Annotated in this window: 19 protein-coding genes and 1 tRNA gene; 6 read left to right on the forward strand and 14 right to left on the reverse strand. The window is 41.5% G+C overall.

The annotated features are described in order from the left end of the window. Window positions 1-83 precede the first annotated feature (83 nt). The 4 genes from NST13_RS05605 to NST13_RS05620 form a co-directional block, all read right to left on the reverse strand. Entirely contained in the window at window positions 84-1,532 is a 1,449-nt protein-coding gene (locus tag NST13_RS05605) for an MFS transporter (protein WP_342469024.1), read from the reverse strand. Between the two features lie 69 nt (window positions 1,533-1,601). Next, window positions 1,602-2,816 carry an FAD-dependent monooxygenase gene (locus NST13_RS05610; protein WP_342469023.1) on the reverse strand — a complete coding sequence of 405 codons (1,215 nt, stop codon included), beginning with the start codon at window positions 2,814-2,816 and terminating at the stop codon, window positions 1,602-1,604. A gap of 5 nt (window positions 2,817-2,821) precedes the next feature. Further along, window positions 2,822-3,229 carry a thioesterase family protein gene (locus NST13_RS05615; protein WP_342469022.1) on the reverse strand — a complete coding sequence of 136 codons (408 nt, stop codon included), beginning with the start codon at window positions 3,227-3,229 and terminating at the stop codon, window positions 2,822-2,824. After that, a complete protein-coding gene (locus NST13_RS05620) occupies window positions 3,213-4,511 on the reverse strand; it encodes an AMP-binding protein (RefSeq protein ID WP_342581612.1) in 1,299 nt (432 codons plus the stop codon). Before NST13_RS05620 ends, NST13_RS05615 begins: the two co-directional genes overlap by 17 nt. A 183-nt stretch (window positions 4,512-4,694) precedes the next feature. Between NST13_RS05620 and NST13_RS05625 the strand changes: the two genes are divergently transcribed. Beyond that, window positions 4,695-5,483 (forward strand): IclR family transcriptional regulator, encoded by a 789-nt coding sequence (locus tag NST13_RS05625; RefSeq protein WP_342469020.1) that lies wholly within the window; start codon window positions 4,695-4,697, stop codon window positions 5,481-5,483. Then, window positions 5,464-6,240 (forward strand): IclR family transcriptional regulator, encoded by a 777-nt coding sequence (locus tag NST13_RS05630; RefSeq protein ID WP_342581613.1) that lies wholly within the window; start codon window positions 5,464-5,466, stop codon window positions 6,238-6,240. Before NST13_RS05625 ends, NST13_RS05630 begins: the two co-directional genes overlap by 20 nt. Before the next feature lie 79 nt (window positions 6,241-6,319). Here NST13_RS05630 and NST13_RS05635 read toward each other — a convergent pair whose 3' ends face one another. Continuing rightward, on the reverse strand, window positions 6,320-6,913 hold the full coding sequence (locus NST13_RS05635; RefSeq protein WP_342581614.1) for a PepSY domain-containing protein: 594 nt from the start codon (window positions 6,911-6,913) through the stop codon (window positions 6,320-6,322). Window positions 6,914-7,165: 252 nt separating this feature from the next. On the opposite strand from NST13_RS05635, the gene NST13_RS05640 reads away from it, so the two are divergent. The 4 genes from NST13_RS05640 (at window position 7,166) to NST13_RS05655 (ending at window position 9,936) form a co-directional block, all read left to right on the forward strand. Beyond that, complete coding sequence (locus NST13_RS05640) at window positions 7,166-7,720, forward strand: DJ-1/PfpI family protein (RefSeq protein ID WP_342471275.1); 555 nt, start codon at window positions 7,166-7,168, stop codon at window positions 7,718-7,720. A gap of 773 nt (window positions 7,721-8,493) precedes the next feature. Continuing rightward, on the forward strand, window positions 8,494-8,700 hold the full coding sequence (locus NST13_RS05645) for a DUF4177 domain-containing protein (protein ID WP_342469016.1): 207 nt from the start codon (window positions 8,494-8,496) through the stop codon (window positions 8,698-8,700). A 355-nt stretch (window positions 8,701-9,055) separates the two neighbouring features. Then, the gene (locus tag NST13_RS05650; protein ID WP_342469015.1) at window positions 9,056-9,262 is read left to right on the forward strand and encodes a helix-turn-helix transcriptional regulator; all 207 of its coding nucleotides are present in this window, start codon (window positions 9,056-9,058) and stop codon (window positions 9,260-9,262) included. Next, complete coding sequence (locus NST13_RS05655; protein WP_342581615.1) at window positions 9,259-9,936, forward strand: DUF3169 family protein; 678 nt, start codon at window positions 9,259-9,261, stop codon at window positions 9,934-9,936. The genes NST13_RS05650 and NST13_RS05655 overlap by 4 nt, the downstream gene beginning before the upstream one ends. Before the next feature lie 139 nt (window positions 9,937-10,075). Here the strand turns inward: NST13_RS05655 and NST13_RS05660 are convergent. From NST13_RS05660 to sdhB, 9 genes are all read right to left on the reverse strand, one after another. Next, window positions 10,076-10,149: transfer RNA gene (locus tag NST13_RS05660), tRNA-Arg, on the reverse strand. Between the two features lie 105 nt (window positions 10,150-10,254). Next, complete coding sequence (locus NST13_RS05665) at window positions 10,255-10,758, reverse strand: metallophosphoesterase (RefSeq protein WP_342469013.1); 504 nt, start codon at window positions 10,756-10,758, stop codon at window positions 10,255-10,257. 191 nt (window positions 10,759-10,949) lie between these two features. After that, window positions 10,950-11,279, reverse strand: a complete 330-nt coding sequence (locus NST13_RS05670; RefSeq protein ID WP_342581616.1) for a zinc ribbon domain-containing protein YjdM — start codon at window positions 11,277-11,279, stop codon at window positions 10,950-10,952. Window positions 11,280-11,373: 94 nt separating this feature from the next. Continuing rightward, on the reverse strand, window positions 11,374-11,967 hold the full coding sequence (locus NST13_RS05675; protein ID WP_342581617.1) for an XTP/dITP diphosphatase: 594 nt from the start codon (window positions 11,965-11,967) through the stop codon (window positions 11,374-11,376). Further along, window positions 11,964-12,719, reverse strand: coding sequence for a ribonuclease PH (gene rph / locus NST13_RS05680; RefSeq protein WP_342581618.1), 756 nt, complete (start codon window positions 12,717-12,719; stop codon window positions 11,964-11,966). Before rph ends, NST13_RS05675 begins: the two co-directional genes overlap by 4 nt. Before the next feature lie 249 nt (window positions 12,720-12,968). Further along, window positions 12,969-13,766: a glutamate racemase gene (gene racE, locus NST13_RS05685; RefSeq protein ID WP_342469009.1), complete on the reverse strand. Its 798-nt coding sequence runs from the start codon at window positions 13,764-13,766 to the stop codon at window positions 12,969-12,971. Window positions 13,767-14,026: 260 nt separating this feature from the next. Further along, window positions 14,027-14,248 carry a LuxR C-terminal-related transcriptional regulator gene (locus NST13_RS05690; RefSeq protein ID WP_016837203.1) on the reverse strand — a complete coding sequence of 74 codons (222 nt, stop codon included), beginning with the start codon at window positions 14,246-14,248 and terminating at the stop codon, window positions 14,027-14,029. Between the two features lie 71 nt (window positions 14,249-14,319). Then, window positions 14,320-14,766, reverse strand: coding sequence for a thioesterase family protein (locus tag NST13_RS05695; protein WP_342581619.1), 447 nt, complete (start codon window positions 14,764-14,766; stop codon window positions 14,320-14,322). Between the two features lie 242 nt (window positions 14,767-15,008). Beyond that, window positions 15,009-15,791 carry a succinate dehydrogenase iron-sulfur subunit gene (sdhB, locus tag NST13_RS05700; RefSeq protein ID WP_342469007.1) on the reverse strand — a complete coding sequence of 261 codons (783 nt, stop codon included), beginning with the start codon at window positions 15,789-15,791 and terminating at the stop codon, window positions 15,009-15,011. Window positions 15,792-15,793: the final 2 nt, after the last annotated feature.

A 15,793-nucleotide genomic window follows, 5' to 3' on the forward strand; every position in this document is an offset into this window, starting at 1 on the left:
ATTTACAATAAACAAAAATAACCCTTTTCCTAAAGGGTTATTATTTTAAAATAATAAAATCTTTTGCGATTAAGTAAAAAATTTTATGGGGTCATACTTACTTCTTTGGTCCTCGGCTTTTCCATTTTTTCTTTGCTGCCTGTTTTTTGGACGATGAATAAAATACAAACACAGCTTGCAGCGACTAAAGTGCCGTCCAACAACAGCGGCGCGCTCCAGCCATTCGTAGAATCTCTCAACACCCCTGACACAACCGGGGAAAGCAATGCGCCAAATTCCGCAATTAAATTCCACAAACCAAAAGCGGATCCGCGATGTTCAACCGGCGCCAAATCGGAGACAAAAGCATGTTGAATCGATTGTACGGCAAAAAACAAAATGCCTGAAATGAACAAGATGAGGGACATAACGACCAAATTGGAAGCACCGCTCATTAAATAAAAAGCGAACAGGAAAACGGATAATGCAAAAAATACAGTTAAAACCAGTAAGACATTGCGGCGCCCATTTTCCGAATGGGACACTCTATCCGAAATCAATCCGCCTAATGGGAAACCGATTAAGCCGGCAATGGCATTAAATGATGCGACGAGGGCAGCAGTAAGGAGCGTCCCTCCTCCAAATTCCTGTACGATGGAAACGGACCAGAAACTGTAAAACCATAAATGCCACATGATGGGAATCGCTGAAAGATAAAGTAAAAACAAATTCCGATTTTTTAGTACAGGACGCACTTCTTTCTTGGACTGATAAATATAGACGACAAATAAAATGGAGAATACCGTAAAAATGGCCGCCATCATTCCTTCAGATAATCCCAGATTATTCGTCACAATAAAAACCGTTAAAATAATGGCCAAAAAGAGCAGGGAATAACTTCCCAATCCTTTGACCGACTTTATCAATCCACCCGGTTTCGATTTTTCGTCGATATTGTTTGGAATCCCTTTCAGCATAATCAATCCAAACAATATCGTAAGGGCCCCTAAAATTAAGAATGGTGATTTCCAAGCATCCGTTCCCAAAAACGGTGCAGCCCATTCAATTAAATAAATCGTTCCAACCAATCCAAGGGTCAAACCTACAGATAGGCCGCCCATGACAATGCCCATGCCAAGCCCCACCTTTTTTGGAGGAGTCACTTGGGCAATCAGTGAACGGTCATTCGAATAAAACGCCCCTTCACCTAATCCTGTCAAAATGCGCAATGCAACAAATACGAACAATCCTTCTAAAAGGCCAGTAAAAAAGGTTGTAATTCCAGCCCACAGTATACTCAGGATGACCATATTCCGGTGGCCGTATCGATCCCCAAAATAACCGCCTGGAAATTGGGTCAACATATACCCTGCAAAAAATAAACTGCCGAGCAATCCGCCGAGAGCATACGGATTTGAAGATTCCGCTATCAAAGCGGCATCATTGGCAATCATCCAAGAAACGACCGGACCAGTAATCGTGCGATCAAAATATGCGAAGACCCAACCTAAAAACAGCATTCCCCATACTCGCTTATACGGTTTTGTATACATCATTTTCCCCCTTTGTTTGAAAAGAAAATGGGAAGGAAGGTCACGATTCCCTTCCTTCCAACCATCGAATTAATATTTTGTCGCTAACTCCGGATGCCCTGTTCGTGGCCCGAATGGACCTTCATCCAGCCATCTTCCGAGACTTGGAATATGTGGTGCCAAAAATGCGGCAATCTCTCTCCGTAATTTGATGTCTTCGTTTGTTCCTTGGATATGTTCCAGGGCGAGGTTGGAACAATGCCGGTTCCAACGGCCTGCTTTTAACCGCTCATCGGCTGCCGCTTGAATATGTTTTTTGCGCTCCTCTTCATTGGACTCCACTTCAAGCGCTTTTTGGATGCCTTTCGCCGCGACAATCGCATCCGGCACCCCGGAATTCAAGCCGCGCGCCCCAAATGGTGCAAAGAGATGTGCCGCCTCACCCGCCAAAATCACCCGGTTATGCTGATCGGTATATGTTTCCGCCACTACTTGATAGAAGGTATATGTTGAAATCCACGTAATACGGTCTGCATATTTTGGATCCATCACTTTTGGAAGCCATTCGCGGACTCCGGCTTCTGAACCATAATATTCCCGGTCATCTTCTTCAAATAATTGAAGATCGATTCGCCAACCTCCTCTAAATGGAACATACAGCACATTTCTTCCATCAACATTTGGATGTTGATAGTGGAATACCCGTTCAATCGGCAACGGATTTTTTTCATCTTCCGCCACATCAACCACGACGAATGCATCGGACTTTCTCGGCCCTTCAAATTTGATGCCGACCGAATTTCTCACAACCGACCGGGCTCCATCACAAGCGATGACGTATTTAGTTTTCCATTCTCCCTTTTCCGTTTCGACGGTTACGCCCTCTTCGGAAGTTTTCACATTCGTCACTTTTTCATCCCAAACAAACTCCACTCCCGCTTCAATACATGCCTGATACATCGCTTTTTCAATTTCGTGTTGATGCAAACTTGTAAAAGCGGGAATTGTATTTGGTTTAGGTGGCTCGTACACCCGTTTATACACTTCTTCCCCTTTGTAAAAAGTCCTTTTCACTTGCCATACGATTCCTATGTCCGCAAGCTTTTTGCCCAACCCCGGTGAAATTTGTTCCAGAAATTCAAGGGTTGCCTTATGAATATAAATCGCGCGGCTTCCCGGACGCACCCTTCCTTCCTTTTCCGCTTCCAAAATCGTCGCCTTCAACCCTAAGTTGTGCAATGCAAGAGCTGCAGTCATCCCTACCGGACCTGCACCGATCACCAATACATCTCTTTCATTTGTCATATTTTTTACCCTCCTATTTGATATTGCTGTAATTTATGTTTAAGCTCTTCCGGTATCGGTTGAGCTTTTGGCTTTTCCCCTTTCAGAGAAACCCAGGCACGCACCTCATAACCTTGTGCGATGACGGTTTCCCCATCTTTAAATTGATGGGCCAATTTGAATACCTTTTCCCGAAGTTCCTCCACTTTCGTTGTCACGGTAATGATCCGATGAAAATAGCCTGGTGCAAAAAAATTGCAATGAGCTTCAAGCAGTGGAATTGAGTAACGCTTTTCCAACAATTCTTGAGTTGGAAAACCGATTTGTTCAAAAAATGCATGGGTCGCATTGTCCATATACCGATAATAATTCGGATAGTAAACAATGCCGGCCGCATCCGTATCACCAAACTGGATTTTAAATTGATATTCCATTGACATTTCCCCTGACTTTCGATTCCCTTTGGTCAATCACCCGTTTTGCCTTCATTTCAAAGCGGGTTAAATGATTATTTTCCACCCGCTCCACTTCAATTCTCAGTCCAATTCTGACGCGCAACAGTCTTGCGAGCGGCTCAACGGCACTATCCGGACCTTCAATCAGCACTTTCACTTGGTCCATTTCCCGTTCTGTATAGTAAACGATCCGGAATTCTTTAATTTCAGGGAATTCCCGAATTATTGCCTCAATCGAAGTCGGATAAATATTCATTCCCCGAATGACGACCATATCATCGGCCCGGCCCACAATACCGCCAGGCAAAAACAGATGCGGGTTGCCGCAAACACAAGGTTCCTTTTGATAGATCACGACATCTCCCGTTCTGTATCGAATCATCGGATAACCGTATCGCCCTAAATTTGTCAGGACAAGTTCCCCTTTTTCTCCAGGCTTTACATGTTCCAATGTGTCAGGATTGATGATTTCAACAATGAATTCTTTTTCATTTACATGAATGCCATTTCGTTTTTGACAGGAATACCCATATGCGCCCATCTCGGTCATTCCCACATGGTCATATAATTTGGCGCCAAATAAATTTTCGATTTGTTGACGGACGGACGGAATGGATCCCCCCGGCTCCCCTGCGGAAATGATTTTTTGGATGCTGGAGTTTTTCATATCGATCCCTACCTTCTCCGCCACTTCCGCAAGGTGCAACGCATAACTTGGTGTACATAATAAAACGGTTGCATGATTTTGGATCATGCTATTTAAGCGCTCCTCCGAAGACATTGAACCACCGGGAATGGCGAGCGCACCTAATTTCTGGATGCCATCATAAGCCGCCCAAAAGCCGATGAACGGTCCAAAGGAAAAGGCCAAATAGCATCGGTCAAACTGGGTCACTCCCGCACTTTTTAACACTTCCACCCAACAGTTCGTCCACCATTCCCAACTTTTTCGGGTATCCAATATTTTCAAAGGCCTTCCGGTAGTTCCGGAAGTTTGATGGTAACGGATATAATTTTCCGTTGGATAGGTGTGGTTCCGTCCAAATGGCGGATAATCGATTTGATCTTGCGCGAGTTCCTTTTTCGTTGTAAATGGTAAGCGCTTTAAATCTTCAAAATTTTTTATGGGTAAATGAATGCCATCCAATTTCTCTTTATAAAAACCATTAAACCGGCCAACAAATAACAACAATTCATTGAGCCGTTGAAATTGATAATCTCTCAAACCCACTTTCGTTTCATAGACTTGATGGATTGCCATCGCGATCCCCCTTTAGTAAAAAAACTATTGTAATAGTGATAATAGTTTGAAAATATTGAATATAGAAGAATCATATTCCGCTATGCGGAACATGCAAAAAAATAATTGCTAAAATTTCTCTTATTTGAAAAATTTTAATGTTTCATGCATATTTTTTATTAAACCGGAATAAAGGGGAAATGAATGATGAGAACTTCCAACAGTTCTTTGAAGAATGCTTTGCGGATTTTAAAAACGTTTTCCGTTGATCACACCGAACTGACGCTTGACGAATTCGCTGCCAATAACGGCATTTCAAAAAGCACCGCCTGCCGTTTGCTTCAAACATTGGAGAGCGAAGGATTTATCGTGCAAAATACCCGTTCCAATACATACCATTTGGGACTTTCCGTTTTATATTTGGCCAATATCATGTTAGAGGGGTTTTACCCATTGAAAGAAATGACGAGGTATTTGAAAAAATGTACGGAGGAAACCGGGGAATCTTCCCATATTGCCGTATTGCAAAGAAAAGAAGTGATCTATTTAAAAAAAGAAGATAATCAATACCGGATCCATTTGCAATCTCATATCGGAAAGCGGAATCCTGCCCATTGCACGGCATCGGGGCTTGCTTTGCTTGCTTATGTGGATGAACAAACCATCCGTGAATGGTATGCGGACGGATTCGAACGCCCCACAAAGTATTCCATCTCTTCCATCGAACAATTGTTGAAACGCTTGGAAGATGGACGGGCAAAAGGATACTTTATCAGCGAACGGGAAATGGTGGAAGACGTCCTTGCTGTTGGTGCGCCTATTTTTAACAAGGATGGGGAAGTTTTGGCTTCCATCAGCATAGCGGGATTGCATGCACGCATGAAGCCGCAACTTTCGAAAATCACCCAGCTGGTGAAAGAAACAAGCAAAGAAATATCATGCATGATCCAACATTCGAAGGAGCCGTTGATTCATGAAACATACATTGGATGAAAAATATTTTGTTCAATCGGTCAAAAAAGCGTTACAGATTTTAAAATTGTTTAAAAACCGGAGGCAAGAGCTTTCGGTCACTGAAATTTCCCAATTGATGGAGCTTCCGAAATCCTCTGTTCATCGCCTGTTAAAAGAAATGGTGGAAGAAGGATTTTTGATCCAAGACCGGAAAACGGGAAAGTATAAATTAGGATTTTCCATTTTAGCTCTTGGAGGAATTGTGAAGTATCACATTGATTTTTTCGATGATGCGCGGCCGCTGCTGCAGCAATTTGTAAAAAAATTCAACTTGCCCATTCACATTTGCATGATGGAGCAACAAAAAGTCACCTATTTGATGAGAGAAACGGGAAACATTCCGATGAAGCTTATAACCAGAACCGGCCGGCAAAATGATATCCACTGTACAGCGGAAGGAATGGCCATTTTGGCATACAAAAACCGGCAAATCATTGACTATATTTTATCGAAACCATTGAAACAACATACCCCTTACACGTTGACCGATCCGGATGAACTGCGGGATGAACTCATCAAAGTCCGTTCCCAGGGTTTTGCGATGATGAAGGATACGTACGCAGTTGGTTATTCCGGTTATGCCGCCCCAATCCGGGATTATACCGGTGAAATCTTTTTATCACTTGCGGTGATTTCAAAAAATGATTGTATAACCCCGACGATTGAAGAGAAATTGATCGTTGCCATTAAAGATACAGCAAAAGAGATTTCAAAAATATATGGTTACTATGATTAGTAGGTAGATGAAATCATGCGCAGGACGGAAAAAGAAAAGCAGCACCTTCAATATCCGGGAAGGTGCTGCTCTCATCTCGCTAATCTGCATCCACTTCTATAATTTCACCCGTCTTCGCATCAACTTTTATATCGATTTCAGAAAGGCCCTTTTTAAATTCGATGGAATAGCGTGTTCTGCCATCATCCACCTCAAGAGACCAACCGACAGGGGTAAAACCATTGACTTCCTCTTTTGCAGAAGCTTTTTCGATGGCTTCTCCCGGCTCAATAATATTTGAAAGATCCAGAGCTTCATCTCTGTCATGATTTGCTTCAACTTCTTCCACTTTCATTTCTTTTGTGGACGCATCAATTACTACATCGTATTCTTTTGCAGAATCAAAACCGTCGATCTCATAACGCAAATTTCCAAAATCGGCATCCAATTCAATGGATTCGATTTTCGCATCCGGATATTTCGCCAAGAATGTGTCAATTGCCTCTTTCATCGAAACAGCCGGATTCGTCACATCTACGTCTCCGTTTGCATTCGTGTCCGCCGTTGTGCTGGTTTGGACATTGGTTGTTGTGTCTGTTTCATTCATCGCATTATCATTTTCATTTGATGTGTCTGTGCCGCAAGCAGACAGCAACATGAGGGTAAGCCCTGCCATCATTAATTTTTTTATCATGGATATGACCTCCTTTAGTGTTTCCATTTAATATAATTGGCACTTTTTTTAAGAAGAATACCTGCGGCTATTGATTCATCATTAATTTCTTTGCCATCTGCACATGTTTTTCCTGCCCTTCCAACAGGATGTGGACATGGCAATTTGCCAAACGGGGAAAAAGTCGGCCCATTTTTTTTATGGATAGAAGGATTTTTAAGTTTGATAGTGAATTTTATAAATAATTCCATAGTTTGATAGGAGGCGGTAATGTTGAGCAAAAAAGTGTTGATTCTTGCTGGTGATGCTGTAGAAGCGCTTGAGGTGTATTATCCTTATTATCGTTGTCTTGAAGCGGGCTTTGATGTAACCATTGCGGCACCTTCCGCAAAAAAACTGCAAACGGTTGTCCATGATTTTGTCGATGGCGTCGATACGTACATTGAACGTCCCGCATATGGTTTGGAAGCGCATGAGGCATTTGAAAACATCAAACCGGAAGAATATGATGGCCTTATTATTCCAGGCGGCCGCGCACCGGAGTACATCCGATTGAACGAATCTGTGCCATCCATTGTCAAACATTTCTTTGAAGCCGGAAAACCGATTGCCGCTGTTTGCCATGCCGCACAAATTTTCGCGACCATTCCGGAAGTGATTAAAGGCCGCGAATTGACAGCTTATATCGCATGTAAACCGGAAGTGAAAGCGGCGGGCGGTACGTATGTCGATAAAAACCTCCATGTAGATCAAAATCTCGTAAGCGGTCACGCTTGGCCTGATTTGCCAGGGTTGATGAGAGAATTTATTAAGTTATTGGAAGGCTAAAAATGCTCCCATCCAATTTTGAATTGGATGGGTTTTATATTTCGATTCCCCATATACTATGAAAAAATTATCTCTCCCTCTCGAATCTTACAAGAATCACCCTGAATTTTTATATATTCATATCAGATTGAAAAAGGACAGGGCTCTATTATGAAATAATATTAACTCTTGAATATAATTATGCTAAAGGGAGGGGATGAAATGAAAAAATTTACTGATTGCATGAAGGAGAATTCATTCTGGTTTTATGCAGGCATAGCTGCTACCGCGCTCATCCTGTTTATATTTTAAGAGATTGCAAAGGATGCATTCTTCCTTTTTTAATGAGGCTGGGACATAACTAATAAAGTGAACGAGCTGCAAAAAGATTTTTTGTAAAAAATTGATTGGAGTGACGGGGCGAGTGCTCCTGTCGCGCACGCTTAGTCGCAAAGCAAAAGCTTTCCTGCGACGAGCCCTCTCGAGACCCCGCAGGAGCGAAGGATTGAGCTCCGAGGAGGCTCGAGCCGGGCCCGCGGAAAGCGTCCCCGGAACGGAAATCAATTTTCTTCAATTATCAAAAAAACACCATTTTCTCCCGGGAGAAAATGGTGTTTTTTATCTTTTATCCCAGCCTCTTTTTTGTGAATTCAATTCCCCCGACCGGAGCTTGAGGGGACTCAGTCGAAGATTCCTGATCGTGAAGTATGCCCATTATGTTTATTTTTTTGTCATATTTTTTTCGTAGGGGATTGTCGGCGTTTGTCGAATATAAAAAATTGGAGGTGTTGGATATGGCAAATTGGGAATACAAAGTGGAAACCCGTCCTATGAGCTTGGAGGGAGAAAGCAATGTTGAAACCATGCTAAATGAATATGGAGGTGAAGGTTGGGAATTGGTCAACATCGTCCCAGAATATACCAACACGACAAATGACCAAAATCAAGTGGACAGCATTTATGTAGATTACTACACTTTTGTCTTTAAGCGTCAGAAATAATCAAGGAATGATTTCGGGGAAAAATGTTGAAGTTTCACTATGGGTACAGCAAAAAGCCTTACAACCGTTGTGGTTGTAGGGCTTTTTCTAGCGTTCCGGGAGAAAACTGAGCTTTGGCACTTGATCATACCGCACTAATCATATAATGATTTTGACGACCCGGCCAATAAAATAAAACACACATTCCCCTCGGTTACTTCAATGGAGCAGGCCACATTTATTAAATGGAGGACAAATAAAAAAACAGAAAAATCCAAATGAAATTCTAATGTTTTTTGCAATGGATATTTTTCATTTTGACTAATATATTTGTCAAAACGACAAATATCATTTACAATTGATTCGAGGTGATAAAATGAAAACCCGTCTCAAAGAATTACGGGCAAGAGATGGCCTCACTCAAACGGAGTTAGCGAAAAGGGCCAGAATCTCCAGACAAACAGTAAGTTTAATCGAAAGAAATGAATATATGCCTTCATTATTGATTGCTGTCAGAATTGCAAAGGTATTTAATGAACCGATTGAAAATGTATTTATTTTTAGTGAGGAGGAACTGTCATGAAATTATTGATTCTGTATATTGCGATTTTTTTATATGGAATATATGAGTTGTTGTCCGGATTAAAGATGCAATCATTTGAGGGAAATATATTAATCGTTTCCAACTTGGCTGTGATCTTCTGTTTAATATTGGCACGTTTGAATATATGGAAAGCGGAACAAGGGAGCTTGATGGAAGTCAGCATGGAAGAGGAAGATAGTCATCAAGTGTCATTGGAAAGGAAAGCTTATACTGCTGCAACTTATATTCAAATAGCAATGTCCATTTCCTTTACGGCTCTTCTGATAGGATTTTTACTATTAAGAGATTCTCAACCAGTAATTGTGTTCGCAAGCGCTATACTGATGGTTGTTTCAATTGCGAGCTTTATTCCAAGTGAAAAGATTGTGAAAATTACAAATCCCAATTTTAAGTTTCCCGATCCTCAATCAAAAAATTATCATGAAGAATATTTTGAACAATTTGATGATGGTGAAAAATATGTCATGTTAAAAGGTTTATTTCATCTATATCAATTAGTCATTTGGGGTCTTGTGTTTTTAGCATTTGGTCTCATGTTTTATTCTGTGTTTACAGGTAACTCACAGCTAGTCAGCATCATTGGTATTGGTGCATTATTAATGCTAATTCAAGTGAGCTATACAATCAGTTTAAAACCGGGTAAGTTGAAATAGGATCTCCTTCTGCTTTTATTAAGTAGTTAGAAGCTATTATTTGTGTAATATATGTGTAATAAATTTTTTCAACAGGACATTTTGAAAAAGAAAAAGCTTGCAAACATTGATAAATCAACATCTGCAAGCTTTTTTCTAGCGTCCCAGGAGGGATTCGAACCCCCGACCGACGGCTTAGAAGGCCGTTGCTCTATCCAGCTGAGCTACTGAGACATATTTCGTTTTCCAAAGGACAATATTTATTATATTAGTGTAGTGTGAAAATGTCAACGGATTTTTTTATTTTTTCCCTGATTTTCACACTACATTTTTCTCCAATTATTCCAACTGAAATTTCTGTTGAAAAATTTCTTCGCCTTGATCTGTATAAGCGGTGACTCTCCAAACATTCTCCTTGCAATCAATCACCGCGTAACTCTTTTTATCCATTCCCCGCGGCTTCAACAAACTGCCCGGGTTTACAAACAAGGCATTGTCTATCAGCTCTGCCCCCAGCACGTGTGAATGGCCAAAAAAAACCGCATCGGCTTCCACTTCTTTTGCGCGATAAAACAAATTCATCACGGTGGACTTCACATTGAATAAATGGCCGTGAGTCACAAAAATCTTTTTCCCTTCCACTTCAAACAGCTCTTCATCCGGGAAGCGTTTGTCCCGGTCGCAATTTCCGCGAACCCGTTTGATCCCCTCCAAATACGGATGATCGTAATCCAGTTCGCTGTCTCCGCAATGAATGACCACATCCGCCTCAGGATGGCGGCTTTTTACCGTTTGAATAATTTCTGCATCTCCGTGGGTATCGCTCATTACTAATATTTTCATCGGATTCACCCTTATTGGTTGCTTTTCACGAAAAAATCCTCTAACTGCATAAAATATTAATAAATTTTTCTATAAATGTAAAAGGTTCATTCAAAATTTCTTAGCCGTTCTGATTGAAATTTATGCAAATGCCTGAAGAAATATACATCGTCTTGTCCCAAACAAAAAAGAGGCCGCTTGTGCCCCTTTTCTTACGCTTTTTTCACAAATTCGGATTTCAGTTTCATGGCGCCAAAGCCGTCAATTTTGCAGTCGATGTTATGGTCGCCTTCCACCAATCGGATGTTTTTCACCTTTGTCCCGATTTTTAATGTGGATGAACTCCCCTTTACCTTCAAATCTTTAATGATGGTCACCGTATCGCCATCCTGCAAGATATTGCCGTAAGCATCTTTTACGATCAGTCCATCTTCTTCTGTTTGTTCATCCCCGCTCCATTCATGGGCGCATTCAGGACAAATAAACAAATTTCCATCTTCATAGGTATATTCCGAATTGCATTTTGGACAGTTTGGTATCATTTCCTTTTCCTCCATTTTCACAGCATTACCAATAATATAATAAATCCTTATGGAGAATTCAATTGTTTATAAAAATTACCAAACTGTCTGCTTCTTATTTCAATACATTCGGCAATTCCTCTGTCAGCTTTCGAATGGCATTTCCGCGGTGGGAAATGGCCCCTTTCTGTTCCGGAGTCAGTTCCGCCATGGTTTTGCCGAGTTCCGGTACGTAAAAGATCGGATCATAGCCAAAACCGTTTGAACCACGTTTTTCGTGCAAGATTGTCCCTTCACAAGTGCCACGGAAAGTTTTGGTTTCGATATCCGGTCCGCTGATGGCGATGACACAGACGAAGCGGGCGGTGCGTTTTTCATCGGGCACTCCCTCCAAGTTCACGAGCACTTTTTGAATATTCGCTTCATCGTCATGATCCCCCGCGTAACGGGCGGAATACACCCCTGGTTCGCCTCCCAGGGCGTCTACCTCCAATCCGCTATCATCCGCTATCACAAGTTTTCCAAGGGCTTTTGAGAGCGTTTCCGCCTTCAATACCGCGTTTTCCTCAAAGGTTGTTCCCGTCTCTTCTATTTCCATATCGTTTGCGACATCCAACATGGTGATGACCTCGTAATTCAGCGGTTTGAAAATGGCTTCAAAATCTTTGGCTTTTCCTTTGTTTTTTGTTGCAATCACTACTTGTTTCATTCTTCCGACTCCTCTGTTTGAATGAGCTTCGCATCTTCGCCAAGAACCGATTTTTGTATTTCAATCAATTCGCGAATCCCTTTATCCCCCAAATCAAGCAATGCATTCAATTCATCGCGGGAAAAAGTCGCTTCCTCCCCGGTACCCTGAATTTCAACAAACCGGCCGCTTCCTGTCATGACAAGATTCATATCCACCATTGCTTCAAAATCTTCCGCATAATTCAAATCCAACACAGGACCGATGGATTCGATGAAACCTACACTTGTCGCAGCCAAGAAATCTGTCACAGGGAACTTTTCAAATGGGGTTTCTTTATGAAGTTTTGCAATGGCCTGTGTCAAGGCAACAAATGCACCTGTAATGGAAGCCGTACGCGTTCCTCCATCCGCTTGAATGACATCGCAGTCTATCCAAATCGTTTTTTCCCCCAATGCTTCCAAATCGACCACTGCCCGCAGTGCCCGTCCAATTAAACGCTGGATTTCCATCGTACGGCCGCCGATTTTCCCCCGGGATGCTTCACGGACTGTCCGCTCTTGTGTGGCTCTTGGCAGCATGGAATATTCTGCAGTGATCCAGCCTTTCCCTTGTCCACGAAGAAAACTTGGCACCTTGTCTTCCAATGTGGCTGTGCAAATCACTTTTGTATTTCCAACTTGAATCAATACTGAACCTTCAGGATGCATCAAATAATCCGTTTCTATAGAGACTGGTCTTAATTCGTTTACTTCTCTTCTATCTACTCTCATGCACTTTCCTCCTAAAAATAATCGCCCATATATTAACATACTTTTCCTTTAGAAAAAAGTCATTGCACATTTTTAAAACTTTTCAGGCATACACTCATTATAGCTTGTAGCACTGCCCTACAAGTAAAAAAGCTCGAAATGTACCTTTCGAGCTTTCTTCATGTCTCATGCAATTCGGTACAACCGATACTATTGCCGCATCTGTACCGAATCGCATGAGACTCAAAGTGATTGGATAAAATATCGCTTTTATTTTAAATGTATTTTTCGGATATCCAGATGTTCCATTTCCAGCCAATTTTCAGCGATGGAACGGAAAATGGGCACAGAGCCGGTCACATAGAAAATATGATGCGGTTTGCTTTTTTCTGTTCGAAACAAATGTTGATAGTTCAAAAGTTCCTTTACTTCTTTTGCCGTTTCTTCCGCTGAAGATAAAACGGTCACATTGGGTCCCACTACCTTTTCGATATGATGTTGGATCATCGGATAGTGGGTACAACCTAAAATGACTGTATCAAAACTTTTATTTTCAAGCGGCTTTAATCCATTGGCTACAAGGTCGAATGCAAACTGTCCTTCATATTCTCCGCTTTCCACAAGCGGCACAAATGTCGGACACGCAAGAGGAATGATTTTCGCCTTTGTGTTTAATGAAAGAAGTGCACGTTCATATGCACCGCTTTTTATGGTTCCTTCCGTTGCAAGTACGACAATTTCATTGCGCCGTGTTTTTTTCACCGCTGCCCGGGCTCCTGCATTGATGACGCCCACTACCGGAATCGAAAGCTGTTCCCTTAACGCGTCCAATGCAACCGCTGTTGCCGTATTACATGCGACGACGAGCATTTTAATATGTTTCTTTTCCAATGCTCTTGCCAATTGCAGCGTAAATTTGAGAACCTCTTCCTTTCTTCGTGGGCCATAAGGGCACCTTGCAGTATCTCCAATATAATAGATTGTTTCATTAGGTAAAGCTTTGATGATCTGTTTTGCAACCGTTAAGCCGCCAACTCCTGAATCAATAACGCCTATCGGGGCATTCACTTGTTACCGCCTCTATCCTATTTCATTTGTATGTCAATTCATATCTATTCTATTTTGGATTAATTCTTTACTTCGTTCAACGATTCTTTATTATATACAAAGAAATAGGAGGAGACAATCTTTTCAACTGAATGCCATGATCATCAATGCTAATTTGCCCGAAACATGCACAGCTTAAACATAAAAAAGAATGTGGATGCAAAAACGGCTGTTATTTTGAAAAGGAATACAGATATGATGAACTGAATCGCAAAATTTTTTTAGTGCAATGATAATTCGTCTAGCCTTAACAACTCGATCAGTGCCTGTGACCTGCTGGAAACTCCCAGCTTTTGGATTGTGTTCGAAATATGATTTCTCACTGTTTTTTCACTGATACCCAATTTCTGGGATATTTCTTTTGTGGAATAATCCAAAATTAATAATTGGAATATTTCCCGCTCTCTTTTCGTTAGTAGCGAACGATGCTGCGGGCTACTCATAAGGCAACACCCTCCTATCTCCTCTCTATGTAAAGTATGTCAGGAGGGGTAATGCTGTGAGGGCATTTTCACTATTTCCCAATTAATATTGCCTTTTGTTCCTCAGTCCATGGGGCAGGTCTTCCTGTTTCCTTATTGATTTGCACCAAAGCCCCTCTTCCCGTTAATACAATTTCATCTTTTTCATTTTTTACCATATAATGAAGATCTATGGATGAATTCCCCACACGGGCTGTTTTCACATAAACCCTCAATTTCTCTTCGTAATAGACCTGCTTCAAATAATCGCATTGCAAATCCGCTGCAACGGGGATCAATTGTTCATCTTGCGAACCCCAATTGCTTTTGATGTTCAGCCATTTGAAATACTCAATGCGGGCATGTTCAAAATAAGAAAAAGGCACCACATTGTTCAAATGGCCATACATGTCTACATCACCAAACCGGACTATTTCTTCAGTGTAAAATTTAAATTCTTTCTCCCATTGTTGTAAATCGTCAATATAAGCTTCTTTCATATTCCCATCCCCTTATTTTATTCATATAACAATTATGATTATACAATAGTTGTTTGAACATCGAAATGAATGAAAATGTCGAACCGTGTTGAAAGGGGTGGGGAAAAGTAGGGGGGAATTCGATATTGCAGCCCCTCTGCAATCAAATCGCTTACTATAGTATGCAAACTCTTTAAAATTGGTCATCCATTTTTCAAAAAAAAACAGCCAATCCGAAATCGAATTGGCTGCGTTTTTTTGTATTAGTCTACCATGTGGTCGGAACCGAAGAATTTGCGGAACATGTGAACAGTTGTCGCTCTGTTTAGAGAAGCAATGGATGTTGTTAAAGGAATACCTTTAGGACATGCAGCAACACAGTTTTGAGAGTTACCGCAGTTTGCTAGTCCACCTTCACCCATGATTGCATCCAAACGTTCGTCTTTGTTCATCGCACCTGTTGGATGTGTGTTGAACAGACGCACTTGAGAAAGCGGAGCCGGACCAATGAAGCTGGATTTCTCGGAAACATTTGGACAAGCTTCGAAACAAACACCGCAAGTCATGCATTTTGATAATTCATATGCCCATTGACGTTTACGTTCAGGCATGCGTGGACCTTCACCCAAGTCGTAGGATCCGTCAATTGGAATCCACGCTTTAACTTTTTTCAACGCATTGAACATACGGCTACGGTCAACTTGCAAGTCACGCACAACTGGGAAAGTTTTCATTGGTTCAAGGCGAATTGGTTGTTCAAGTTGATCGACCAACGCAGAGCAGGATTGACGTGGACGACCATTAATCACCATCGAACATGCACCACAAACTTCTTCGAGGCAGTTCATATCCCAAGTAACTGGTGTTGTTTGTTTTCCATCAGCAGTTACTGGATTTTGACGAATATACATTAATGCCGAAATCACGTTCATGCCTGGGCGATATGGTACATCAAATTCTTCCCAGCGGCTCGCACCATTTGGATTATCTTGACGTAAAATTTTAAATCTTACTTTTTTTCCACTTTCCACTTGTTGTGTACTCATGA

The organism is Ureibacillus sp. FSL W7-1570 (genome assembly GCF_038593265.1).
Classification (GTDB): domain Bacteria; phylum Bacillota; class Bacilli; order Bacillales_A; family Planococcaceae; genus Ureibacillus; species Ureibacillus suwonensis.